Raw genomic sequence first — 22,402 nt, 5'->3', positions numbered from 1 at the left:
GGCGTAGTTTCTTGACGGATCCAGCATGAACAGAGCCTTCGCTTCCGCCGACCGCGCGGCAATTTCCGTGACCTGTATCGACAAGACCGGGCTGGACGATGCCCTGTCGCACCTGCCGCCGGACCAGGCATCATGGGCAAGGACGACCGGCTTTGCCGCCGGGCTTGGCGAGGCCTGCCTGCTACCGACGACCGAAGGTGGCATCGCGCGCGTTCTGCTTGGGCGCGGCACGCCCGAGACCCGCGCGCGCAAGCGGTTTGCCCTTGGGGCGGCGCTGGCGAAACTGCCCGAGGGCACCTATCGGCTCGATCCGGGCCTGGAGGCTGGCGAGGAACGGGAAGCGGCGCTTGGCTGGTTGCTGACCGGTTACCGCTTCACCCGATACAAGGACAAACCTGCGCTGAAGGCGGGGTTGGTGGCCCCCGATAGCGTTGAGCCCGCGATGTTGGAGACCATTGCCGCGGGCGAATGGCTGACGCGAGACCTGATCAACACCCCTGCGGCCGACATGGGGCCGGACCAGTTGGAACACGCCGTGCGTGCGCTGGCCGAGCCTTTCGGCGCGCCGGTCTCGGTCATCACGGGCGACGATCTGCTGGCGCAGAATTTCCCGATGATTCACGCCGTGGGCCGCGCCGCCGCGCGTGCGCCCCGCCTGATCGAGATGACCTGGGGCGATGCCGGCCCACAGGTGACACTTGTGGGCAAGGGGGTATGTTTCGATACCGGGGGGCTCAACCTCAAGCCCGGCTCGTCCATGGCCCTGATGAAGAAGGACATGGGCGGGGCCGCGACGGTTCTGGGACTGGCGCGGATGATCATGGGGGCAGGGATGCGCCTGCGCCTGCGCGTCCTGATCCCGGCGGTTGAAAATGCCGTGTCGGGGGCGTCTTTCCGGCCCGGTGACGTGCTGACGGCGCGCAATGGCCTGACCGTCGAGATCAACAATACCGATGCGGAAGGGCGGCTGGTCCTGGCCGACGCGCTGAGCCTGGCGACTGAAGCCGAGACCGACCTGCTGATCTGCATGGCAACCCTGACGGGGGCTGCGCGCGTGGCGGTCGGCCCCGATATCGCGCCCTTCTACACGGATGATGATGGATTTGCCGGGGCTCTGTCGGGGGCGGCCCTGCGCGTGGGGGATCCTGTCTGGCGGATGCCGTTCCACGAGCCGTACGAGACCATGATCGAACCGGGAATCGCCGATCTCGACAACGCGCCGTCGGGTGGCTTCGCAGGCTCCATCACCGCCGCGCTCTTCCTGCGCCGCTTTGCCAAGTCCGCCCCGCGATTTGCGCATTTCGACATCTATGGCTGGCAGCCCGCCGATGCCCCGGCCCGCCCCAAGGGGGGCGTGGGGCAAGCTGCCCGTGCGATCTTCGAGGCTTTGCCGGAGGTGCTGAAGTGACGTTCGATCCGCGCATCACGCCCACCAATGGCCGCGTGGCCCATGTCAGCCTGCAAGGTCAGGTGGAGGCTGGGAAATTCGTTCAGGGCCGCCGAATGATGGTGACGCAGCCCATGGCCAATATCACCGACGAGCCGCGCGGCAAGCGTGTCAGCCAGCTCCTGTTCGGAGAGGTCTTCCACGTCCTTGAAAGCTTCGACGGCTTTGCCTTCGGACAGGCTGAGCGGGATGGGCAGGTCGGCTATGTGCTGTCCGGAGCGCTCGTCTCGCCCGAAGAGCCAACGCATTGGGTGGCCTCGCCCGCGACCCATCTGTACCCCAAGCCCGATCTCAAGGCCCCTCCCGAAGTGGCGATCTTTTTCGGGTCACGGGTGAAGGTCGTTGGCGAGCATGACAAGTACCTGCGCATTCACACGGGCCACTACATCCCGCGCCCGCATCTGCAACCCATGCGCGCCCGCTTCGCGGATCCCGTGGGCGTGGCCGACCTGTTTCTTGGATCGCCTTACCTCTGGGGCGGCAGCAGCCGGTGGGGTCTCGACTGTTCGGGCCTTGTTCAGATGGCGCTGATCGCCTGCGGTATCGACTGCCCCCGCGATTCGGACCAGCAGGCCGAACTTGGCAGAGAGCTTCACCACGGCGAACCCTTCCTGCGCGGCGATCTCGTGTTCTGGAAAGGTCACGTAGGGTTCATGGCCAACGAGCGGATGCTGCTCCATGCCAATGCCAGCCACATGGCCGTCGCCTATGAGCCGCTGAAGGACGCGGCCGCGCGTATCGAAGAGGCCGGGGACGGCCCGATCACGGCCCGCCGCCGGGTGCTTCAGCCCGGGTCATAGGAAAGGCCCTATTCGACGGATCGGATCAGCTTGCGTTCCAGAACACGCAGGACGGTTCGCAGGTCATGACCGCGTTTCAGAATACGCCCATCCATGCCGATCACGGCATACTGGCCCTGCCGCCCCGCCAGTTTCGGGCGCTTCTCGATCCGGTAGACCGGATGCTCTGCCGTGCGGCGAAAGACCGAGAAGACGGCCACGTCGCGCAGGCAGGAAATCCCGTAGTCCCGCCATTCCCCGGCAGCGACCATGCGCCCGTAGAGACCAAGGATCACGCCAAGTTCCGTCCGGTGGAACGCCACCTGGTCAGGTGCCTGAGGGCTGGCAGAGGGCTGAAAATGCATCACCATCCCTGTCAGCTTGACGCTCAATTTTGTTCAAATCAAGCGCCGCCATCGAAATGCCCGAAAAGGGCCGCGCCGATTTCGCGCGGCTTCCCTCAATTTGCCAATCCAACGCGGCACAAATGTCCTTGTAGTAGACGAGCAACGTCTCGCCCCGGCGGTGCGGTTATCTTGCCCCCACCCAGTCCGTGCCGTCGGGGACTACACCAGAACAAGAAAGGCCCCGCGCATCTCTGCCGGGGCCTTTTTTGTTTTTCGTGCCGAAGGGCTTATTCGCGCACCAGTTTCTCGTATCCGGCGGCGATGTCGCGGGCGATGGCGCCCACTTCGAAGTTGTAGTCGCCGATCTGGCCCACCGGGGTCACTTCGGCGGCGGTCCCGGTCAGCCAGCACTGCTGGAAGCTTTCCAGCTCGCCCGGCTCGATATGGCGTTCATGCACCTTGATCTGGCGGTCCTTCAGCATGCCCACCACGGTCTGACGGGTAATGCCGTTGAGGAAGCAGTCGGGCTTGGGCGTGTGCACTTCACCGTCCTTGACGAAGAAGATGTTGGCGCCGGTCGCCTCGGCCACATAGCCGCGATAGTCGAACATCATCGCGTCAGAGCACCCCTTGGATTCTGCGGCGTGCTTCGAGAGCGTGCAGATCATGTAAAGACCAGCGGCCTTGGCGTGGCTCGGGATCGTTTCCGGGCTCGGGCGCTTCCACTTGGAAATGTCGAGCTTGGCCCCCTTCATCTTGGCGTCGCCGTAATAGGCACCCCATTCCCAGGCCGCGATTGCAAGGCGCACCGGGTTGCGGGCCGAGGCGACACCCATGTCTTCACCGGCCCCACGCCATGCCACGGCGCGCACATAGGCGTCGGTCAGGCCATTGGCGGTCAGCACTTCCTGCTTGGCGGCCTCGATTTCGTCGACCGTGTAGGGGATCTGGAAGTCGAGCTGCCCGGCAGAGAAATGCAGGCGCTCGGAATGCAGGCGGCTTTTGAAGATCTTGCCGTTATAGGCGCGCTCGCCCTCGAACACGGACGAGGCATAGTGCATGGCATGTGTCAGGATATGCACATTGGCATCCCGCCACGGGATCATCTTGCCATCCATCCAAATCAGTCCGTCGCGATCGTCGTATGCAGCGCCCATAAGTGTCACCTTCAGCCGGGGGTCGTTCGGTAATTTTCGGTTTGTTGCGCAAAATAGGGCCGAACCGGACACAATCTTTCGCCAAACCGGGCATTCGGTAACAATTGATTCTTGGAAAGTCAACAAGGCTGACATAAACTTGGGCCGCGAACGGACAACCAAGGGGGAGGCGGCAGTTCAATGGCCGAACGGGGCGCGGCAAATCCTGTAAGCAGCGGCGAAAGCCTGCTTTTCCTCACCGATGAACAGCTTCGGCGCGGGATCGAGGCGATGTTCTTCGCCTATCGCGGATTTACCGCAGACCCGGACCGGATCCTCGAAAACTATGCCTACGGCCGTGCCCATCACCGCGCGATCCACTTCATCAACCGAAGCCCCGGCACGACGGTCAACAACCTGCTGGCCATTCTCGGCGTGACCAAGCAGTCGCTCAACCGGGTCCTGCGCACGCTTGTCGAGGATGGATTGGTCGAAAGCCGCGTGGGCACTCGCGACAAGCGGGAACGCCACCTCTACCTCACCGACAAGGGCATTTCGCTGGAACGCGAGCTGTCCGAGGCGCAGCGCACCAGGATGCGCGCGGCTTACCGTGTTGCCGGACCCGAGGCCGTGGCAGGGTTTCGCACAGTGCTGGAACAGATGATGGACCCGGAGCTTCGACACCATTACCTTTCCAATTCAGATGGGGGGTAAATGGGCGATCCGGCGGCACATCTTTTAATCGTCGATGATGACGAGCGCATCCGGGGACTTCTTCAGAAGTTCCTGATCCGTAACGGCTATATCGTCAGTGCGGCCCGCGACGCCGCTCATGCCCGTCGCCTGTTGGCCGGGCTGGAGTTTGACATGATCGTGCTCGACGTGATGATGCCGGGCGAAGATGGGATCAGCCTGACCAGATCGCTGCGTCAGGACATCGCCACGCCAATCCTGTTGCTGACCGCGCGCGGCGAAGCCGATGACCGGATTTCGGGCCTGGAAGCCGGGGCCGACGATTACCTTGCCAAGCCCTTTGAGCCGCGCGAGTTGCTGCTGCGCATCAATGCCATCCTGCGGCGCATGCCAAGCGTGGCAGAGGCGCAGGGAACCCCCAAGATGCTGCACCTGGGGCAGATCCGCTATGACCTTGAGCGCGGTGAGATGTGGAAAGGCCAGACACCAATCCGCCTGACCGCGACGGAATCGGCCCTGATGCGTATCTTCTCGGCCTGCCCCAATGAGCCGGTCAGCCGGGCGCAGCTGGTCGAAGATCTCGGGCGCGACAAGGGGGTTGGCAGCTCTACCAGCCAGGAACGCGCGGTCGATGTGCAGATCACCCGCCTGCGCCGCAAGATTGAGGCCGATCCGAAACAGCCGCGCTACCTTCAGACGGTGCGCGGCGCGGGCTACATGCTGGCCCCCGACTGAGGTGTCAAATGACGATCCTGATGACCAATGACGCCGGGCTTTCACACCAGATGCCGCCCGGCCATCCCGAACAGATCGCGCGGCTGGACCATGTCAACCGCGCGCTGTCCGCACCCGAGTTCGACGGGCTCGATCGCCGCCCCTCGCCCATGGCGGAAGAGTCCGACCTACTGCTGGCACACCCCGCGTCCCATGTGTCGGCGATCAGGAATGCGGCCCCCGATACGGGCTTTGCCGCGCTCGACCCCGACACGTCGATGTCGCCCGGCACCTGGGAGGCCGCGCTGCGCGGCGTGGGTGGCTGCCTTGCCGCTGTGGATGCCGTTCTGGCGGGCGAGGCGAAGAACGCTTTCGTTGCGACCCGACCGCCCGGCCACCATGCCGAAAAGGCCCGGGCCATGGGCTTCTGCCTGTTCGGAAACGTCGCTATCGCCGCCAAGCACGCGCTCGAACGGCATGGGCTGTCGCGCGTCGCCATCGTGGATTTCGATGTGCACCACGGCAACGGCACGCAGGACCTTCTGTGGGACGAGCCGCGCACGCTTTTCATCTCGTCGCACCAGATGCCGCTCTATCCCGGCACCGGGGCCGCCCATGAACGGGGCGCGCATGGCAACGTGATCAATGCCCCCCTGTCGCCCGGCACCGATGGGGTGACGATGCGCTCTGTCTACGGGTCGCGGCTTCTGCGAAGGGTGGAGGAATTCGAGCCCGAGCTCTTGCTGATCTCGGCAGGCTTCGACGCGCACGAGGATGACCCGCTGGCGAACCTCAACTGGTCGACCGAGGATTTCGCCTGGCTCACGCGGGAACTGTGCAAGGTGGCCGACGCTACCTGCGCGGGCCGCGTCGTGTCGTCTTTGGAAGGGGGCTACAACCTCGATGCCCTGGCCGCGTCGGTCGCGGTGCATGTGGCCGGGTTGATGGAGGCCTGAGGTGGGCACTGGGCTTGTCACCCATCCCGATTGCCTTGCGCATGTGACGCCCGCCCATGTCCACGAACAACCCGCACGGCTGGCCCGCGTTCTGCACGCGCTGGAGGGGTTGCGGCTTTTTCGTTACGAGGCCCCGCTGGCCAGTGATGGCAGCCTTCTGACGCTGCATACGCCCGCTTATCTCGACCACATACGCGCAAGTGTTCCGGCGCAGGGCTTCACGATGCTGGACCCCGACACCGACGAGGAAACCTTCCTGTCGCCCACATCCCTGCCCGCGCTTTACCGCGCCGTGGGGGGCGTTCAACGGGCGATCGACCTTGTGCTGTCCGGCGAGTTGACCAACGCGTTTGCCGCCGTGCGTCCGCCGGGCCACCACGCCGAGCAGGAATTGCCCATGGGGTTTTGCTTCTTCGGCAACGTGGCGATCGGGGCGAAACACGCGCTTGATTGCCACGGGCTGTCTCGCGTTGCCATCGTCGATTTCGACGTCCATCACGGCAACGGGACGCAAGCCCTGTTGTGGGACGAGCCGCGCGCCCTGTTGGTGACATCGCAGCAAATGCCGCTGTGGCCCGATACTGGCGATGTCAGTGAAACCGGCGCGCATGACAACGTGGTGAACGTTCCGCTTGCCCCCGGCACCGGCGGCAAGGCGATGCGAGAGGCCTATGAAGCGCGGGTTTTCCCGAGGCTGGAGGCGTTCCGGCCAGAGCTTCTGCTGGTCTCGGCCGGGTTCGACTGCCACGCCGCCGATCCGCTGTCGCAACTGGCCTGGGTGGAAGGGGATTACGAGTGGCTCACGCACCGGCTATGCGATATTGCGGATAGGCATTGCGGTGGCCGCATGGTCTCGACACTCGAAGGCGGCTATGATCTGGACGCCCTTGCAGCTTCGGCTGCCACCCATGTGCGCGTTTTGACGGAGAGAAGCAGATGAGCGACCAAAAACCGATCGAGGACATGAGCTTCGAAGAAGCGATCCGGGAACTGGAAACGGTGGTGGGTCAGCTCGACCGGGGTGACGTGGCGCTGGAGGATTCCATCAAGCTTTACGAACGTGGGGCTGCGCTCAAGGCGCGCTGCGAGGCGAAGCTGAAGGAGGCCGAGGAAAAGGTCGCGCAGATCACGCTGGATGCCAACGGGCAGCCCACGGGGGCGAAGCCGGTCGAGGGGCTGTGATCCTTGTTCAAGTTGCAACTGACTGACGCGCAGGACGCGATTGCCCGCGCCCTATCGGATCGCATGGCAGTGCTGGGGTCTGACCGGGTCGCCGAAGGCATGCGCTACGCGACGGCGGGCGGCAAGCGGTTGCGTGGATTCCTCGTGCTGGAAGCGGCGCGGCTGACTGGCGGCTCTGCTCGCGGGGCGATGCAGGCGGCCTGCGCCGTCGAATGCATCCATGCCTACAGCCTTGTTCATGACGATCTGCCCTGCATGGACGACGACGACCTGCGCCGGGGCCTGCCGACAGTGCACAGGAAATGGGACGATGCAACGGCGGTGCTGGTGGGCGACGCGCTGCAAAGCTTCGCGTTCGAGCTGCTGGCCGATCCGGCCACGGGTGACGCCGACCAGCGGGCAGACCTGGTGCTGACCCTTGCCCGCGCCTCTGGCCCGCAAGGCATGGTCCTGGGCCAGGCGCAGGACATCGCGGCTGAAACGGCGGATCGTCCCCTGACGCTCGACCAGATTACCGAATTGCAGGCCAACAAGACCGGGGCGCTTCTGGAATGGCCGGTGGTCGCCGGCGCGATCCTTGGCCGGGCCGATCCTAGCCCCCTGCGGCGCTATGCACGCGCCGTTGGCCTTGCTTTTCAGATCGCCGACGACATCTTGGATGTTGAAGGCGATGCCGAGAAAGCAGGCAAGGCGCTGCGCAAGGATGCCGAGGCGGGCAAGGCGACATTCGTTTCGCTTCTGGGTCTCGATGGCGCGAAAGCCCGCGCCCGCGCCCTGATCGACGAGGCGATTGACGCGCTCGATGCCTTCGGTCCGGACGCGGAAACCTTGCGGGATCTGGCCCGTTTCGTTATCGCCCGCGACCAGTAACCGAATTCGGAGACCTTCATGAGCGACCGCCCCGACACGCCCCATCTGGACCGGATCCATTCCCCGGCCGATCTGCGCGGGCTGTCGGTCTCTGAACTGCGCCATGTGGCCGATGATCTGCGCACCGAGACGATTGCCGCCGTCAGCAAGACCGGCGGGCACCTCGGCGCAGGGCTTGGCGTGGTGGAACTGACCGTGGCGCTGCATGCGGTTTTCGACACCCCGCGCGACAAGGTGATCTGGGACGTGAGCCATCAGTGCTACCCCCACAAGATCCTGACCGGACGGCGCGAGGCGATGCCGACCCTGCGCAAGAAAGGCGGGATTTCCGGCTTCACCAAGCGCAGCGAGTCGCCCTACGACCCGTTCGGCGCGGCGCATAGCTCGACCTCGATTTCTGCGGCGCTCGGCTTTGCCGTGGCGCGCGACCTGGGTGGGGTGATCGAGACCGGGCTAGGTGACGCGATTGCCGTGATCGGCGACGGGGCCCTGACCGGGGGCATGGCCTTCGAGGCGCTGAACAACGCGGGCCACCTGGGCAAGCGGTTGATCGTGATCCTCAATGATAACGAAATGAGCATCGCGCCGCCGACCGGGGCGCTCTCCTCCTACCTCTCGCGGCTATATGCGGGTGCGCCCTTCCAGGAACTGAAGGCCGCCGCCAAGGGCGCTGTGTCGCTGCTGCCAGAGCCCTTCCAGGAAGGCGCGCGGCGCGCGAAGGAACTGCTGAAGGCGGCGACCGTTGGCGGCACGCTCTTCGAGGAACTGGGCTTTTCCTATGTCGGTCCCATCGACGGGCATGACATGGAGCAGCTGGTGTCTGTCCTTCGAACCGTGAAGGCGCGGGCCGACGGGCCGATCCTGATCCATGCGATCACGAAGAAGGGCAAGGGGTTTCGGCATGCGGAAGGGCATGCGGACCGTGGCCATGCCCGCGCGCCCTTCGACGTGGTGACCGGCGAACAGCGCAAGGCGCCCTCGAACGCGCCCTCCTATACCAAGGTTTTCGCGCAAAGCCTGATCCGCGAGGCTGAAGACGATGACAAGATCGTCGCCGTTACCGCCGCGATGCCGGATGGAACGGGGCTTGATCTGTTTGGCGAGCGTTTCCCGAAGCGGACCTTCGACGTGGGCATTGCCGAACAGCATGCCGTGACCTTCTGCGCGGGGATGGCGGCAGGCGGGATGAAACCCTTCTGCGCGATCTATTCCACCTTCCTGCAAAGGGGCTATGACCAGGTCGTGCATGACGTGGCAATCCAGCGCCTGCCCGTCAGATTTGCCATTGATCGCGCGGGCTTAGTGGGCGCCGACGGGGCGACGCATGCGGGGTCTTTCGACGTGGCGTTCCTTGCCAATCTGCCCGGTTTCGTGGTGATGGCGGCGGCGGATGAGGCGGAGCTGGTGCACATGGTGGCAACTGCCGCGGTCCATGACGCGGGGCCGATTGCCTTCCGCTATCCGCGTGGCGAGGGTGTGGGTGTGGATATGCCAGAGCGGGGGCAGCCGCTGGAGATCGGCAAGGGCCGGATGATCCAGGAGGGCGCGCGGGTTGCGATCCTGTCTTTCGGGACCCGGCTGAGCGAAGTTCAGAAAGCTGCCGAGGCGCTGTCCGCGCGCGGGATCACGCCGACGATTGCCGATGCACGCTTTGCCAAACCCTTGGATTCAGAGCTTATTCTGAAGCTTGCCGCGGATCACGAGGCGCTCATCACCATCGAGGAGGGCGCCGTTGGCGGCTTCGGCAGCCACGTGGCGCAGCTCCTGGCGGACGAGGGCGTTTTCGACCGCGGACTGAAGTTCCGGTCGATGGTTCTGCCCGATAGTTTCATCGACCAGGCGAGCCCCGAGGACATGTATGCCACGGCGGCGATGAACGCCGAACATATCGAGGCGAAGGTGCTCGATGTGCTGGGCGTGGCGCAACTGAGCCGACAGGCCTGAGGCTCGAAAAAAGGGGGGTGCCATGCGTACACCCCCTGTGCACCCCCCGTACACCATGCGTGCAGACGACATCCGGTTTCGCCGCCTTCGGCGTCGACCCGGGAGCGGCCCGCCTCACCCCCCGGCTTGCGCCGGGAGCCTCGTCATGCCGCAGTTGCCACGGTGCCCCGGACAGGGAGGTGCCACGGTTTTTCCGGCTGGCCCGGCCGAGGGGAAAGGGTGCCACCGGCGGGAGTATTTGGACCAAGAAGAAGAGCGATGGCGCGGTCTGCCCGCTGGCCGGGGAGAGCGGGACTGCGCCGGGATCAAAGGCGTCGTTGCCAGAGCTCCCGGTCGAAGACCTGCCCGAACCTTCGCCAGCCCGGCTCGGAGTCCACGATCGCGAAGCCATGCGCGCGGTAGAGGGCGCGGGCGGCAGTGAGGCAGCTGTAGGTTTCGAGCCTTGCCCGGGTGAATCCGTGGCTACGGGCATGATCAAGGGCCGGTTGCATCAGGTGATGGCCGAGGCCCCTGCCGCGCGCCGAAGGCTCCAGCAGAACGAAATTGAGAAAGGCAGACCCGTCGCGGCTGGAGACGGCGATGGAGCCGATGCGCTGGCCCGTCTCCTCGGCGATCCAGAGCCGCTTCGCCGGGTCCGGCCGGGCGAGGAAGGCGTCGAGCTTGTCGGCAATGCTGTCACCGAAATCGGGGGTGAAGCCGAACTCTGCGCCATAGAGGCTGCGGTGGCGGGCGATCAGCCAGTCGCGGTCTGAGGGGGCGAAGGCGCGCAGGATCATCCCTGCCGGTCCAGCCGCGCCTCGATGGCCTTCAGGCGGTCCAGCACCTCGTCGCGATAGGCGTCGGTCTGGGCGTGTTCTTCTTCGGAATGGGCGTCCTGCATCGAGTTCACGATGAGACCCACCAGCAGGTTCACCACGGCGAAGGTTGTGATCATGATGAAGGGCACGAAGAAGGCCCAGGCATAGGGGTAGATTTCCTGCACCGGGCGCACGATGCCCATCGACCAGCTTTCCAGCGTCATGACCTGGAAGAGCGTGTAGGCCGACCGGCCGAGATCGCCGAACCAGTCGGGGAAGCTGTCACCGAAGAGCTTGGTCGCCATGACCGCGCCGATATAGAAGATGATCCCCATCAGAAGGAACACGCTGCCCATGCCGGGCAGGGCGCGCACGAAACCTTCGACCACCCGGCGCAGGCGGGGGGCGACGGAGACGACGCGCAGCACCCTGAGGATGCGCAGCGAGCGCAGCACCGCGAATCCCTGGCCGCCGGGGATGAGGGCCACGCCGATGATGGCGGCGTCGAAGAGGTTCCAGCCCGAGCGGAAGAAGCGGGGGCCATAGGCGATGAGCTTGGTCGACAGCTCCAGCACGAAGAACGCGAGGCAAAGCTGGTCGAGCCGCGTGATGAGCCCGCCCGCCCTGGCCATGACGGGGCCGGAGGTTTCCAGCCCCAGGATCACCGCGTTGAACAGGATCACGCCGATGATCGTGTTGCGCACCAGTGCCGTTTCCAGCCAGGTCCGAAGCCGTTCCTGCATCAAATGCCTCCCTCGAAATGCGGGTTACATATGTGGGCGCGAGAAGGCGTCGGCAATTTCGATATGCGGGCTCCAGCGGAACTGATCGACCACCTGCACCCAGTCGAGGCGATATCCCGCATCGGTGAGTATTTTCGCATCGCGCGCGAAGGTGACCGGGTTGCAGGAGACGAAGCCGATCCTGGCGACATCGGACGCGGCCAGTTCCCGCACCTGCGCCTCGGCGCCCGCGCGCGGCGGGTCGATGACGGCGGCGTCATAAGGGGCGAGATCTTCGGCCATCAGCGGACGGCGGAAGAGGTCGCGCTGCTCGGCGGTGACCTTCTTGATGCCGGTGGCATGGCGCGTGCCGTGGTCGAGTGCCGCGATCATCGCCCTGTCGCCTTCGACGGCGTGGACGGGCGCGGCAGCGGCGATCGGGAAGGTGAAGGTGCCCGCGCCGGAGAAGAGATCGACGACATGCCGCGCGCCTGCCACGGCCTCTTTCATGGCGGCGACGAGGGCGGCTTCGCCATCGGGGGTGGCTTGCAGGAAGCTGCCGGGCGGCGGGGTGACGGTGACGGTGCCGAAGCTTTGCGTGGGCGGGGTCTCGGTAAACACGGTCTCTCCGTCCCAGGTCAGGCGGGCGAACTGGCGGATGAATTGCGGCAGGGCGAGGCGCAGCGCCTCTTCGAGCGGCTTGCCACCGGTGACGGCGCAGTCGATGCCGTTTTCGGAGCGGGTGAGCGCGAAGGCGAGCGTCGCGCTGCGCGAACCGCCAAGGCGGGTGATCTGTTCAAGCGTCGGGAGCACGGCCACGAGGTCCGGGTGCAGCACGTGGCAATCGGTGATCGGCACGATCGTGTCCGAGCGGCGGGCGTGAAAGCCGACAAGCGCGCCCTTCTTGGTGCGGGTGCCCGCGAGCGTGGCGCGGCGGCGGCTGCGCGGGGGGGATATGTGGATGGGGCGGAACTCGGTCGTCAGGCCCTGCGCGGCAAGGGCGGTTTCGACGACCTCCTGTTTCCAGCGGGCAAGGAACGCGTCCGAGGCATGCTGCAACGCGCAGCCTCCGCATTGGCGGAAATGGGGGCAGGGGGCTTTGACCCGGTCGGGCGAGGGGGCGAGGATGCGGGGGGTGTCCATGCGGCCGTCCACGACATCACCGTCGACGGTTTCGCCCGGCAGAGTCAGGGGCGCAAGGATCGGGCCCTCGGCAATGCCGTCGCCCTTGTGGCCAAGTCTTTGAATCGTGATTTCCATGGGCAGCGCATAGCGCGGTTTGGCCCCGGCGGGAAGCGGTTAGGCCTTGGGGACCGCGGGGCTGAAGGCGTAGCCCTCGGGGCTGAGGATCGTGCCTTCGCGCAGACCGTGGGGCTTGTCGGCGGGGGGTTCCAGAACCATGTGGCCCGCGGCTTCGGCTTTTTCCGCGGCCTCATCGGGGTTTATCCCGAACAGGAAGAGTTGCAGGCCGCCGCCGCGCGGGGGCGATTCCGGCACGACCCCGAGCAGGGGGTGGCTGTGATAGGTGCCGTCGGAATGCAGCTGCATCAGCATCTGGCCGTGGCGGATGATGGCGAAATCATCGGTCAATTGATAGGCGGGCAGGCCGAAGACATCTTTCAGAAACGCGGCCAGCGCGCGCACGTCTGGTGACAGGAGGTTCACGCCGATGCCCGTCAGGGCGCGGCCGAAATCCTCGGCGGGAACGGTTTCGAGATCCATCTCGGACATGGGGCACCTCCTACTCGGCGGCTTCCCTGATCCCGATGAAGCCGCCCGATTGACGGTTCCAGTAGCGCGCATAGAGCCCGCCCGCGTCAAGCAGTGCGTCATGGGTGCCTTCCTCGACGACGCGGCCTTCGTCCAGCACGATGATCCGGTCCATCTGGGCGATGGTGGACAGGCGGTGTGCGATGGCGATGACGGTCTTGCCTTCCATCACGTCGGCCAGCGTGTCCTGGATCGCGGCCTCGACCTCTGAGTCGAGCGCGCTGGTGGCCTCGTCCAGCACGAGGACGGGGGCATCCTTGAGGAAGGCGCGGGCCAGGGCGATGCGCTGGCGCTGGCCGCCGGACAGTTTCACGCCGCGTTCGCCGAGGTAGGCGTCATAGCCCTTGCGGCCGGTGTGATCTTCCAGCCCGAGGATGAAGTCATGCGCCTCGGCCCGCCGGGCCGCCGCGATCATTTCTTCCTCATGCGCGCCGGGGCGGCCGTAAAGGATGTTGTCGCGCGCCGAGCGGTTGAACATGGCGGTTTCCTGCGTGACCATCGCGATCTGGCGGCGCAGGCTTTCCTGCGTCACCTCGCGCACGTCGTGGCCATCGAGCAGAACCCGGCCCTCCTCGGCGTCGTAAAGGCGCAACAGAAGCGCGACGAGGGTGGATGTGCCCGCGCCCGAGGCCCCGACGATGCCCAGCTTTTCGCCGGGCTGCACATCGAGGTTGAGGCGTTCCACGCCGCCCGTTTCCCGGCCATAGGCGAAGCTCACGTCGTCGAATCGGATATGGCCGCGCGCGCGTTCCACCTCCAGCGCGTCGTCGCGGTCGGTCAGCCGATGCGGGGGCGAGAGCGTGTTCATCCCGTCCTCGACCTCGCCCAGGTTGGAATAGATCGCCATCAGAACGAAGCTGACCCATCCCGTCATCTGCGCGATGCGGATCGACACGGCCCCGGTTGCGGCGATGTCGCCCGTGCTGGCGATGCCCCGGGACCAGAGCCAGACCGTGCCCCCGATAAGAAGGACGGGCAGCGCGCCCGCGACCGTCATCAGCGCCAGCCGGAACCCGGCCGAGATGCGCCCGAATCCAATGGCCTTTTCGCGGAAACGCTCCATCGCCTTCAGCGCCGAGCGGTCTTCGAAGGCGTGATGGGCAAAGAGCTTGACCGTCTTGATCTTGGTGAGGGTGTCGACGACCTGCCCCGACACTGCGGCGCGCGCCCCCGCCCGCGCCTTGGACAGCTTGCGCACGCGGGGCAGGAAGAAGCTGATCGTCGCGAAATAGAGGACAAGCCAGATCGCCAGCGCCCCGGCCATGCGCGCGTCGATGGTGAGCAGAAGCAGAAGCGACCCGATAAGCGAGGCCAGGGCGAAGGCGACCACGTTCACGAACTCCGTCACCACGTTGGTCACGGCACTTGCGGTCTGCATCTGTTTCTGCGCGATGCGGCCCGCGAAATCGTCATCGAAGAAGGTGACGGACTGGCCGAGCGTGTGGCGATTGAGCCGTTGCAGCACCAGAACGTTGACGGCGGGGCCGACGACAAGGGTGCTGGCCGCAGAAGAGGCGGCAAAAGCCAGCGGACGCAGCAGCAGGAAAAAGGCCGTGCCCGCCAGCAGAAGCGGCCAGTGGTCCCGGAACATCGCGGCGGGATCCGTGGCGCTGGCGGCGTCGATGACGAGACCCAGCATCAGCGCGGAGCCGACCTCGAACATGCCCGCAAGGCCCGACACCAGCGCCGCGCCGATCAGCACGGGCCAGGCGCCCTTGAGACACCAGTCGAAAAAGGCCAGCAGCCGGTTGGGCGGCGGACCCATAGCGGGGCGGAAGGCGTCGATCAGGTTGGCGAGGCGATTCATCATTCGGCAGCTTCCTCGGTGCCGATGAAACCGCCCGACTGACGCGCCCAGAAGCCCGCATAAAGGCCGGCCTGTGCCAGCAGCTCTTCATGTGTGCCGTTTTCCACGACGCGGCCATCGTCCAGAACGACGATCCGGTCCATATGCGCGATGGTGGACAGCCGATGCGCGATGGCGATCACGGTCTTTCCCTCCATCACACCGTAAAGCGTATCCTGAATGGCGGCCTCGACTTCGCTGTCGAGCGCGCTGGTGGCCTCGTCCAGCACAAGGATCGGCGCGTCCTTCAGGATCACGCGGGCGAGCGACACGCGCTGGCGCTGGCCGCCCGACAGTTTCACGCCGCGTTCGCCCACATGGGCGTCATAGCCCTTGCGGCCCTGCGGGTCCTCCAGGTCGAGGATGAAGTCATGCGCTTCGGCGCGCTTGGCGGCTTCGATCACCTCGGCCTCTGTCGCGCCCGGGCGTCCGTAGAGGATGTTTTCCCGCACCGAGCGATGCAGAAGGGAACTGTCCTGCTGGACCATGCCGATATGGCTGCGCAGGCTGTCCTGCGTCACCTGCGTGATGTCCTGCTCGTCGATCAGGACCTGTCCGCCCTCGGGGTCGTAGAACCGGAGCAGCAGCTTGACCAGGGTCGATTTCCCCGCGCCCGACCGGCCCACAAGCCCGACCTTTTCGCCGGGGCGGATGGTGAGCGTCACGTCCTGCAAGCCGCCCGAGCCGCGCCCGTAATGGTGGCTGAGTTGGGCCATCCGGACCTCGCCCTGCGACAGGGCCAGCGGCCTGGCGTCCGGGGCGTCGGTCAGGGTGATGGGCTGGGCGATCGTTTCCATCCCTTCGGCCACCACGCCGAGCGAGCGGAAGAAGGTCGAGAGCGCCCACATGATCCATCCGGTCATGGCATTGAGCCGCAAGGTCAGCGCGGTCGCCGCCGCCACGATACCGACGGAGGCCGTGCCCTGCATCCAGAGCCACACGGCCCAGCCCACCACGGCCACCACGAGGAAGCCGTTCAGCGCCGTCAGCATCACGTCCATCATCGTGTAGATGCGCATTTCGGCCGCGAAGGTGCGCCGCGTGTGTTCGATGGCTTCCTTGGCGTAGCTGATTTCGCTGTCGTGATGGGCGAAGAGCTTGACCGAGTGGATATTGGTGTAGCTGTCGACGACGCGCCCCGTGGTCATGGAGCGCGCATCGGAACTGGCCTTGGAGGCGGGGCCGACGCGTTTCATCGTCCAGCGCACCAGCATCGCGTAAAGCGCGAACCAGACCAGGAGCGGCAGCACCAGCCTCAGATCGGCATCGGCCAGCAGAATGGCTGCGCCGACAAGGTAGGCCAGCGAAAAGGTGATGGCGTCGAAGACCTGAAAGACGGCGTCGCCCGCGGCGGGCGGGGCCTGCATGATGCGGTTGGCGATGCGGCCTGCGAAATCGTTCTCGAACCAGCCCACCGATTGGCGCAGCACGTGGCGATGCGCCCGCCAGCGGATGAGCGTGCCGAAATTGACCAGGATCCCGTTGTTGAGCAGTGCGACGTCCAGCCCGTGCAGGATCGGGCGCAGGAACAGGATGAAGATGGCAACGGCCAGAAGCTCCCACCCGTGGGCGGCGATGAATGAGCCGGGCTCCGATCCCGTCAGCAGGTCTACCAGCCGTCCCATGTAGGAGATCAGCCAGATTTCCATGATCGCGACGACGACCGACATGATCGCGGTGACGAGGAACAGGCGCTTGAAGGGTTGGGAGTAGTCCCACAGGAAGGGCCACAGTCGGTTGGGCGGGCTGTCCCGTTCGGGATAGTCCGTGTAGGGGTCGACCAGCTTTTCGAAGAAGTGAAACATCTTGCGTCTGAAATGGCCCTGTTCCCGGCAGATATAGCCCGGACGTTACAGGAAGACCATGACGGCAGAGGCGGCAAGGGCTGCGGCCATGCACAGGCGGAACACCGTCCACGCACGCGGCGTGGTCAGCAAAAGCGCCAGAAGCGCGCCCGCGAAGCTCCAGAAGAGGCAAACGAAGAGGTTGATGCCGGAAAAGGCCAGCGCCAGCCGCTGCGCTTCGGCCCAGGGGCTTTGGCCAAGCCCGTAGCCCGCGGCGGCGGCCATGGCCACGGCCCAGACCTTGGGATTGACCCACTGGAACAGCACTGCCTGAAGCAGCGTGAAGGGCTTTTCGCCGGCCTTGCCCGCCGAGAGGTCAGACGCGCGCACCAGGCTGTAGGCCATCCACAGGATCCAGCCTGCGGCGATGATCTTGAGCACCAGCGCAAGCCCCGGCTGCGCCAGCAGAAGCGCACCGACACCCAGCCCCATGAGAGCCGCGATGACGCCCACGCCAAGCGCCACGCCCACCACATGCGGCAGCGTTGCGCGGAAGCCGAAGCGCGCACCGGAGGCGGTCAGCAAGATCACGTTGGGGCCGGGGGAAAAGAGTCCGGCGAAAACGAAGGCGTAGAGCGGGTCCAAGGGAAGGGTCCTGTTTGCGGTCGCGCGACAGGACGTCAGCGCGCGCCGCCTGTCAAGGCAGGAGCTGCGTGCGGGTCAGGGTGAAGCCCGAGCCGATCCAGCGCGTCTCGATCTCGCGCAGGCGGTCGCCAAGCGCGGGGCCTTGCAGGCCAAGCGCCATGAGGTCGGCAGGCTTCACCGGCAGCTGCAGCCCGTCGGCGGCCTCTGCGGCCTCCAGCTCGGCCTGTGCCAGTGGCTGTTCCAGCAGCGCCACGCGCAGCAGGAGCACGTCGCGCGCCGTGTCGAAGCCTTCGCGGTAGCCCAGTTCGCCTGCCCCCATCATCGAGCCAACGGCCTCGCGCAGCAGGGCAACGCGGCGGGCATCGGCCTTGGACAGGCGCAGCGCATCGCCGGGATCCTCGCCGCCGATCGCGGCCAGGCGGCGGCAATGGTCGGGCGCAATGCCAAGATCGTTCTCGGCATGGATCAGGATCGGCAGGGCCTTCGCGTCGGCCCCGGGCAGGGCATGGCGCAGGATGCCCGCCTGCGCCATGGCGGCAATGGCCGGGGCAGGATCGGCGGCGCGCAGGAGCTTGCGCATCTCGGCCCCGATCCGTTCACGCGAGAGATTGTCGATGCCATCGGCCATTTCGGCGCAAGCGGCCAGGCCCTCGGCATCGAAGCCTGCCTGCTGGTCGCCGTAATGGGCGTGGAAGCGGAAGAAGCGCAGGATGCGCAGGTAGTCTTCGCGAATGCGGTCATGCGGGTCGCCGATGAAGCGAAGCCGCCGTGCCCGCAAGTCGACAACACCGCTGCCCAGAGGGTCGATCACCCGGCCCGTGGCATCGGCATAGAGCGCGTTCATGGTGAAGTCGCGGCGCATGGCGTCTTCCTCCACCTCGTCGGCGAAGGCGATCACCGCGCGGCGGCCATCGGTTTCCACATCGCGGCGGAAGGTGGTGACTTCGTGAGGCAGCCCGTCGGCGATCACGGTCACGGTTCCGTGGTCGATCCCCGTGGGCACGGCCTTGAGCCCGTTGGCCTCGGCAATCTGCATCACCCGCTCGGGGCGCGCATCGGTGGAAATGTCGATGTCATCCGTGGGCAGGCCAAGCAGCCCGTTCCGAACGCAGCCGCCAACGAAGAGCGCATGGAACCCCTCGGCCTCCAGCGCCTTGCACAGTTTCTGCGTGCCGGGGTGATGCAGCCAGTCGGTGTCGAGGATCATGACGCCACCCGATCGGCCAGGCCCTTCAGCATCCGCGCCGTTGCGCCCCAGATGTAATAGGGGCCGTATGGCGCGGTGTAATAGGCCCGCCACATGCCGCGCCACCGGCGGCGTTCCACGCGGTAATGGCCCGGTTTCATCAGGAACGATAGCGGCACGGTGAAAACCTCGGCCACCTCGCCCGCCTCGGGCAGAGGCGTGAAGGGCGCGCGGATGCGGCCCACGAAGGGGGTCACGGTGTAGCCGGTCACGGTTTCATGGGCCGAAAGCTGGCCCAGGATTTCCACGTTGCCGGGATCGAGCCCGATTTCCTCGTGGCTTTCGCGCAGCGCGGCGGCGGCTGCGTCGGCATCGGTGTCGTCGATGCGCCCGCCGGGAAAGGCGATCTGGCCGGGATGATGCTTGAGCCGCGCCGAGCGCATGGTCAGGATCACCCGCGCGCCGGTGTCCGTTTCGATGATCGGCATCAGCACGGCGGCGGGTTTCAGCTTGCGCCCCTCGGGCAGCACGATGCCGGGGTTCAGGTCATAGTCGGACGAGGCCGGGGCAGACCCGGCCAGCCCCCGTTCTATGCGGTCGATGTCACTTGTCGCTGCCATCGGGGTTCTTCACCGCCTCGAAGCCGAGCGTCAGCGGATCGAAGCTGTAATGCGCACCGCAGAACTGGCAGTCGGCGGTCACGGTGCCGTCGTCCCTGGTCATGTGAGCGATGTCCTTGGCCGAGTAGATCGACAGGCTTTCGCGCACGCGGGCATCGGAACAGGTGCAGCCGAATTCCACCGGCATGGCGTCGAAGACGCGGGGGGCCTCTTCGTGGAAAAGCCGGTAGAGCAGGTCGGTGGGCGCGACCGAGGGGCCCACGAGCTCCAGCTCCTCGACCGTGTCCAGAAGGATGTTGGCGCGGTTCCAGTTCTCGCCTTCCTCGTCGTTCAGCAGATCCTCGGCGGCCAGCAGGCCATCTTCGCCGGACCCGCCTTCGCCGGTCACGTGGGGGCTGGCCTTGGGCATGTGCTGGATCATGACGCCACCCGCGCGCCAACCGCTGGCCCCGCCGGGCTCGGTGCTGTGGCCATAGGACAGCGCGAAGCGGGTGGGCAACTGCTCGGACTGGGCGAAATACGCCTCGGCACAAGCCGCGAGAGAGCCGCCCGCCACGGGCGTGATGCCCTGGTAGGGGGTGTTGCCCTTGCCCTGGTCGATCAGGATCGCGAAGTAGCCCTTGCCGATCTGGCCGAACGGGTCGGCGCCCTCGTCGTAGCGTTCCTTGTCATAGGAGGCATAGGCGCGGATGCGGGCCTTTTCGCCTTCCTTGGCGGGGGCGTAGATGTCGGTGGCGAGGATGCGCAGGGGGCCGTCGCCGCGCACCTGGAGCGACAACTTCCAGCGCAGCTTAATCGCCTGGCCGACCAGGGCCGTCAGCAGCGCCATCTCCGCGAGCATCGACTCGATCCCGCGGGGATAGTCGTGCTGCGCGAGGATCTGGTCCATGGCGCCATCGAGCCGCGCGACGCGCCCACGCACGTCGGACCTGTCGAGTTGAAAGGGCAGGACGGTATCGTCCCAGGCGATCTTGGTGCTGAGGGTCATAGGCTTGGCTTTCCTTCCGCCGCGGGGGCTGGCATACCGCGCCCATATATGCGGGGCAACCGCCTTGCCAACCCATGAACCGCCCGAAGCCCTGCAAGGAGCGCCCATGAACCGCCGTTTCGGACAGAAGCCGGAGCCCGGCCGATACTACCAGCCCCGGCGCGGCGTCTACGCGGTGATCCGGGCGGAAGGCGGCATCCTCGCCACCTTCCAGGAACGGCCTCTGGCCGAACTGCAACTGCCCGGCGGCGGGATCGACCCGGGCGAGTCGCCCTTGTCGGCGCTCTATCGGGAGGTGGTCGAGGAAACCGGGTATCGCATTCATTCGCCACGTCGACTGGGGATGTTTCACCGCTTTACCTACATGCCGGACTACGACATCTGGGCGCAGAAGCTGTGCACGATCTACCTGGCCGAGATCGGCCCGCGCCTGACCGCTCCGACCGAGCCCTGGCACCAGCCTGTGTTCCTGTCCTGGGACGACGCCGAGGCGCAGCTGGCGGTCGACGGGGACCGGTATTTCGTCAGCGCGCTGCGCCGGGCGCTTGGGGTGTGAAGTGCAGGCAAACGGCTGACACGTCGTCTTCGAATTCGGGCCTTGCGGCGTAGGCTTCAAGTGAACCGAGAAGCTTGGGCAGGAAATCCTCGGGCTTGCTGTCAACCTGACCGCTCAGCATCTCGGCCAGTCCCCGGTCGCCCAGAAAGCCCCCCGAGGGGCCGGAACACTCGGTGAAGCCATCGGAATGCAGCAGCAAGCGGTCGCCGGGCGACAGGGTGAATTGCACCGTGTCGAACCCCGCATCGGGCAAGAGACCGATCGGCATGCCGCCGGAACCAATCCAGTCGACGCATCCATCTGAACGCAGGATCGCCGGATGCGGGTGGCCGGCCTGCACCATCTTCACCTCACCGCTGGCAAGGTCCACATCGCAAAGGCAGAGCGTGAAGTAGAGATCGGTTTCCACCTCGGCGAACATCATGTCATTGAGCTTGCGGGCCACTGCATCGGGGGACAGGGCGGCCCATTGTCCGCCCCGTGTCTGCACCAGTGCCACGTTCTGTTCCGGCGCGGCGGTGCCCAGAAGCCCGGCCATACGCGCGGCCAGAAGCGCCGAGGTAACGCCATGGCCCGAGACATCGAGGGAAAAGATCCCGACACGGTCGCCCGGGATCGGAAAGAACCCCACGAGGTCGCCGCCCACATGCCCCGACGAGCGCAGCGTCAGCGCGACCGAGCCGTTGCGAACAGGCCGAAAGGTTTCGCGCACTAGCGATTCCTGGAGCCTCTTGGCCTCGTGCAGGTCACGGTCGAGCGCATCGTAGAGCGTGCGCAGTTCCGCCAAGGTGCTGCGAATCTTGCGGTTCTGGGTCACAAGCTCGCCCTGCATCGACACGATGCGCTGCCCCGCCTTGATGCGCGCGCGCAGTTCTGGCGGATAGACGGGCTTGGCCACGAAATCGTCGGCACCTGCATCGAGCCCCTGCGCGAGGTCTGCCTTTTCCGTTTTCGAGGTCAGCAGGATCACGTAGCCATAGCTTTCGCGCTGCATTGCCCGGAAAGCGCGGCAGAACTCCGGCCCGGTCATGTCCGGCAGGATCCAGTCGGTCAGCACAATCGGGATGTCCGAGCCTTCCAGCACCTCTAGCGCCTGCTTGGGGTGGTCGCAGATCGTCACCCGATAGCCCCATCGGCGCAGCATGGTGGCCAGAAGCTGCCGTTGCGCACGGCTGCTTTCCAGCACCAGCACGTCGCAGGGCGGCGCCCCTTGGCCATCGCCCGCGGCCCTGGCCGTCAGTAATGTCGAATCGTCGGGCAAATGCGCCCCTTCCTTTAGCGATCTGCCCTGGATGCCAGCGGGAGGTTAAGGGGGGATGAAGCCTAAAATGCCCCGCGTTTCGGGCGGGTCATCAAGACCTTCTTAAAGCCTTCCGGCCTAGGCTCGCGCAGATGGGGGCATCGCAAGCGTTGGAGGCAA

Annotated in this window: 23 protein-coding genes; 10 read left to right on the top strand and 13 right to left on the bottom strand. The window is 65.9% G+C overall.

All coding sequences use genetic code 11. The annotated features are described in order from the left end of the window. Positions 1-25: 25 nt before the first annotated feature. Entirely contained in the window at positions 26-1,408 is a 1,383-nt protein-coding gene (locus ACEQXV_RS20300; protein WP_370251148.1) for a M17 family metallopeptidase, read from the top strand. Beyond that, complete coding sequence (locus tag ACEQXV_RS20295) at positions 1,405-2,247, top strand: NlpC/P60 family protein (protein WP_370251147.1); 843 nt, start codon at positions 1,405-1,407, stop codon at positions 2,245-2,247. Before ACEQXV_RS20300 ends, ACEQXV_RS20295 begins: the two co-directional genes overlap by 4 nt. A gap of 8 nt (positions 2,248-2,255) precedes the next feature. Here ACEQXV_RS20295 and ACEQXV_RS20290 read toward each other — a convergent pair whose 3' ends face one another. Next, entirely contained in the window at positions 2,256-2,591 is a 336-nt protein-coding gene (locus ACEQXV_RS20290; protein ID WP_370251146.1) for a DUF2794 domain-containing protein, read from the bottom strand. A gap of 269 nt (positions 2,592-2,860) precedes the next feature. Next, positions 2,861-3,730 carry a branched-chain amino acid aminotransferase gene (locus ACEQXV_RS20285; RefSeq protein ID WP_370251145.1) on the bottom strand — a complete coding sequence of 290 codons (870 nt, stop codon included), beginning with the start codon at positions 3,728-3,730 and terminating at the stop codon, positions 2,861-2,863. A 180-nt stretch (positions 3,731-3,910) separates the two neighbouring features. Between ACEQXV_RS20285 and ACEQXV_RS20280 the strand changes: the two genes are divergently transcribed. Genes ACEQXV_RS20280 through dxs form a run of 7 tightly spaced genes read left to right on the top strand, consistent with a single transcriptional unit; the run spans position 3,911 to position 10,068 of the window. Continuing rightward, a complete protein-coding gene (locus ACEQXV_RS20280; protein WP_370251144.1) occupies positions 3,911-4,423 on the top strand; it encodes a MarR family winged helix-turn-helix transcriptional regulator in 513 nt (170 codons plus the stop codon). Next, complete coding sequence (locus ACEQXV_RS20275; RefSeq protein ID WP_370251143.1) at positions 4,424-5,137, top strand: response regulator; 714 nt, start codon at positions 4,424-4,426, stop codon at positions 5,135-5,137. 8 nt (positions 5,138-5,145) lie between these two features. Next, positions 5,146-6,072 carry a histone deacetylase family protein gene (locus ACEQXV_RS20270; protein ID WP_370251142.1) on the top strand — a complete coding sequence of 309 codons (927 nt, stop codon included), beginning with the start codon at positions 5,146-5,148 and terminating at the stop codon, positions 6,070-6,072. A gap of 1 nt (position 6,073) precedes the next feature. Next, positions 6,074-7,012, top strand: coding sequence for a histone deacetylase family protein (locus ACEQXV_RS20265; RefSeq protein ID WP_370270679.1), 939 nt, complete (start codon positions 6,074-6,076; stop codon positions 7,010-7,012). Further along, positions 7,009-7,254: an exodeoxyribonuclease VII small subunit gene (locus ACEQXV_RS20260; protein ID WP_370251140.1), complete on the top strand. Its 246-nt coding sequence runs from the start codon at positions 7,009-7,011 to the stop codon at positions 7,252-7,254. The genes ACEQXV_RS20265 and ACEQXV_RS20260 overlap by 4 nt, the downstream gene beginning before the upstream one ends. 3 nt (positions 7,255-7,257) lie before the next feature. Then, positions 7,258-8,124, top strand: a complete 867-nt coding sequence (locus ACEQXV_RS20255) for a polyprenyl synthetase family protein (protein ID WP_370270677.1) — start codon at positions 7,258-7,260, stop codon at positions 8,122-8,124. 18 nt (positions 8,125-8,142) lie between these two features. Beyond that, complete coding sequence (gene dxs / locus ACEQXV_RS20250) at positions 8,143-10,068, top strand: 1-deoxy-D-xylulose-5-phosphate synthase (RefSeq protein WP_370270675.1); 1,926 nt, start codon at positions 8,143-8,145, stop codon at positions 10,066-10,068. A gap of 305 nt (positions 10,069-10,373) precedes the next feature. On the opposite strand, the gene ACEQXV_RS20245 is transcribed toward dxs, so the two are convergent. From ACEQXV_RS20245 to ACEQXV_RS20200, 10 genes are read right to left on the bottom strand one after another with little or no spacing between them, the layout of a single operon-like run. Then, positions 10,374-10,844 (bottom strand): N-acetyltransferase family protein, encoded by a 471-nt coding sequence (locus ACEQXV_RS20245; protein WP_370270673.1) that lies wholly within the window; start codon positions 10,842-10,844, stop codon positions 10,374-10,376. Next, positions 10,841-11,608, bottom strand: a complete 768-nt coding sequence (locus tag ACEQXV_RS20240) for an ion transporter (RefSeq protein WP_370254291.1) — start codon at positions 11,606-11,608, stop codon at positions 10,841-10,843. The genes ACEQXV_RS20245 and ACEQXV_RS20240 overlap by 4 nt, the downstream gene beginning before the upstream one ends. 24 nt (positions 11,609-11,632) lie before the next feature. Continuing rightward, on the bottom strand, positions 11,633-12,847 hold the full coding sequence (locus ACEQXV_RS20235; RefSeq protein ID WP_370270672.1) for a class I SAM-dependent RNA methyltransferase: 1,215 nt from the start codon (positions 12,845-12,847) through the stop codon (positions 11,633-11,635). Between the two features lie 39 nt (positions 12,848-12,886). Further along, entirely contained in the window at positions 12,887-13,318 is a 432-nt protein-coding gene (locus ACEQXV_RS20230) for a VOC family protein (protein ID WP_370270671.1), read from the bottom strand. A gap of 10 nt (positions 13,319-13,328) precedes the next feature. Next, positions 13,329-15,167 (bottom strand): ABC transporter ATP-binding protein, encoded by a 1,839-nt coding sequence (locus ACEQXV_RS20225; RefSeq protein WP_370270669.1) that lies wholly within the window; start codon positions 15,165-15,167, stop codon positions 13,329-13,331. Continuing rightward, positions 15,164-17,008 (bottom strand): ABC transporter ATP-binding protein, encoded by a 1,845-nt coding sequence (locus tag ACEQXV_RS20220; protein WP_370270667.1) that lies wholly within the window; start codon positions 17,006-17,008, stop codon positions 15,164-15,166. The genes ACEQXV_RS20225 and ACEQXV_RS20220 overlap by 4 nt, the downstream gene beginning before the upstream one ends. Before the next feature lie 45 nt (positions 17,009-17,053). Then, positions 17,054-17,632 carry a LysE family translocator gene (locus ACEQXV_RS20215; RefSeq protein WP_370254297.1) on the bottom strand — a complete coding sequence of 193 codons (579 nt, stop codon included), beginning with the start codon at positions 17,630-17,632 and terminating at the stop codon, positions 17,054-17,056. A 52-nt stretch (positions 17,633-17,684) separates the two neighbouring features. Continuing rightward, positions 17,685-18,839, bottom strand: coding sequence for a CCA tRNA nucleotidyltransferase (locus ACEQXV_RS20210; protein ID WP_370270665.1), 1,155 nt, complete (start codon positions 18,837-18,839; stop codon positions 17,685-17,687). After that, on the bottom strand, positions 18,836-19,438 hold the full coding sequence (locus ACEQXV_RS20205) for a CoA pyrophosphatase (RefSeq protein ID WP_370270663.1): 603 nt from the start codon (positions 19,436-19,438) through the stop codon (positions 18,836-18,838). Before ACEQXV_RS20205 ends, ACEQXV_RS20210 begins: the two co-directional genes overlap by 4 nt. Next, complete coding sequence (locus tag ACEQXV_RS20200; protein WP_370270661.1) at positions 19,422-20,426, bottom strand: Hsp33 family molecular chaperone HslO; 1,005 nt, start codon at positions 20,424-20,426, stop codon at positions 19,422-19,424. Before ACEQXV_RS20200 ends, ACEQXV_RS20205 begins: the two co-directional genes overlap by 17 nt. Before the next feature lie 106 nt (positions 20,427-20,532). Here ACEQXV_RS20200 and ACEQXV_RS20195 point away from each other — a divergent pair, with 106 nt between their 5' ends. Continuing rightward, entirely contained in the window at positions 20,533-20,982 is a 450-nt protein-coding gene (locus ACEQXV_RS20195) for an NUDIX domain-containing protein (RefSeq protein ID WP_370254303.1), read from the top strand. Here ACEQXV_RS20195 and ACEQXV_RS20190 read toward each other — a convergent pair. Beyond that, complete coding sequence (locus ACEQXV_RS20190; RefSeq protein ID WP_370270659.1) at positions 20,951-22,243, bottom strand: PP2C family protein-serine/threonine phosphatase; 1,293 nt, start codon at positions 22,241-22,243, stop codon at positions 20,951-20,953. The genes ACEQXV_RS20195 and ACEQXV_RS20190 overlap by 32 nt on opposite strands. Between the last annotated feature and the right edge of the window lie 159 nt (positions 22,244-22,402).

This window comes from Nioella sp. (genome assembly GCF_964229645.1).
GTDB lineage: Bacteria > Pseudomonadota > Alphaproteobacteria > Rhodobacterales > Rhodobacteraceae > Nioella.
Note: the sequence above shows the minus strand (reverse complement) of the source record. Positions and strands in the feature narration are given on the sequence as shown.

Excerpts from the sequence above, each read along its gene's own strand:
- ACEQXV_RS20300 (WP_370251148.1), top strand. The coding sequence starts at position 26 with ATGAACAGAGCCTTCGCTTCCGCCGACCGCGCGGCAATTTCCGTGACC.
- ACEQXV_RS20290 (WP_370251146.1), bottom strand. The coding sequence starts at position 2,591 with ATGCATTTTCAGCCCTCTGCCAGCCCTCAGGCACCTGACCAGGTGGCG.
- ACEQXV_RS20285 (WP_370251145.1), bottom strand. The coding sequence starts at position 3,730 with ATGGGCGCTGCATACGACGATCGCGACGGACTGATTTGGATGGATGGC.
- ACEQXV_RS20280 (WP_370251144.1), top strand. The coding sequence starts at position 3,911 with ATGGCCGAACGGGGCGCGGCAAATCCTGTAAGCAGCGGCGAAAGCCTG.
- ACEQXV_RS20275 (WP_370251143.1), top strand. The coding sequence starts at position 4,424 with ATGGGCGATCCGGCGGCACATCTTTTAATCGTCGATGATGACGAGCGC.
- ACEQXV_RS20270 (WP_370251142.1), top strand. The coding sequence starts at position 5,146 with ATGACGATCCTGATGACCAATGACGCCGGGCTTTCACACCAGATGCCG.
- ACEQXV_RS20260 (WP_370251140.1), top strand. The coding sequence starts at position 7,009 with ATGAGCGACCAAAAACCGATCGAGGACATGAGCTTCGAAGAAGCGATC.
- dxs (WP_370270675.1), top strand. The coding sequence starts at position 8,143 with ATGAGCGACCGCCCCGACACGCCCCATCTGGACCGGATCCATTCCCCG.
- ACEQXV_RS20245 (WP_370270673.1), bottom strand. The coding sequence starts at position 10,844 with ATGATCCTGCGCGCCTTCGCCCCCTCAGACCGCGACTGGCTGATCGCC.
- ACEQXV_RS20240 (WP_370254291.1), bottom strand. The coding sequence starts at position 11,608 with ATGCAGGAACGGCTTCGGACCTGGCTGGAAACGGCACTGGTGCGCAAC.
- ACEQXV_RS20235 (WP_370270672.1), bottom strand. The coding sequence starts at position 12,847 with ATGGAAATCACGATTCAAAGACTTGGCCACAAGGGCGACGGCATTGCC.
- ACEQXV_RS20230 (WP_370270671.1), bottom strand. The coding sequence starts at position 13,318 with ATGTCCGAGATGGATCTCGAAACCGTTCCCGCCGAGGATTTCGGCCGC.
- ACEQXV_RS20225 (WP_370270669.1), bottom strand. The coding sequence starts at position 15,167 with ATGATGAATCGCCTCGCCAACCTGATCGACGCCTTCCGCCCCGCTATG.
- ACEQXV_RS20220 (WP_370270667.1), bottom strand. The coding sequence starts at position 17,008 with ATGTTTCACTTCTTCGAAAAGCTGGTCGACCCCTACACGGACTATCCC.
- ACEQXV_RS20210 (WP_370270665.1), bottom strand. The coding sequence starts at position 18,839 with ATGATCCTCGACACCGACTGGCTGCATCACCCCGGCACGCAGAAACTG.
- ACEQXV_RS20205 (WP_370270663.1), bottom strand. The coding sequence starts at position 19,438 with ATGGCAGCGACAAGTGACATCGACCGCATAGAACGGGGGCTGGCCGGG.
- ACEQXV_RS20200 (WP_370270661.1), bottom strand. The coding sequence starts at position 20,426 with ATGACCCTCAGCACCAAGATCGCCTGGGACGATACCGTCCTGCCCTTT.
- ACEQXV_RS20195 (WP_370254303.1), top strand. The coding sequence starts at position 20,533 with ATGAACCGCCGTTTCGGACAGAAGCCGGAGCCCGGCCGATACTACCAG.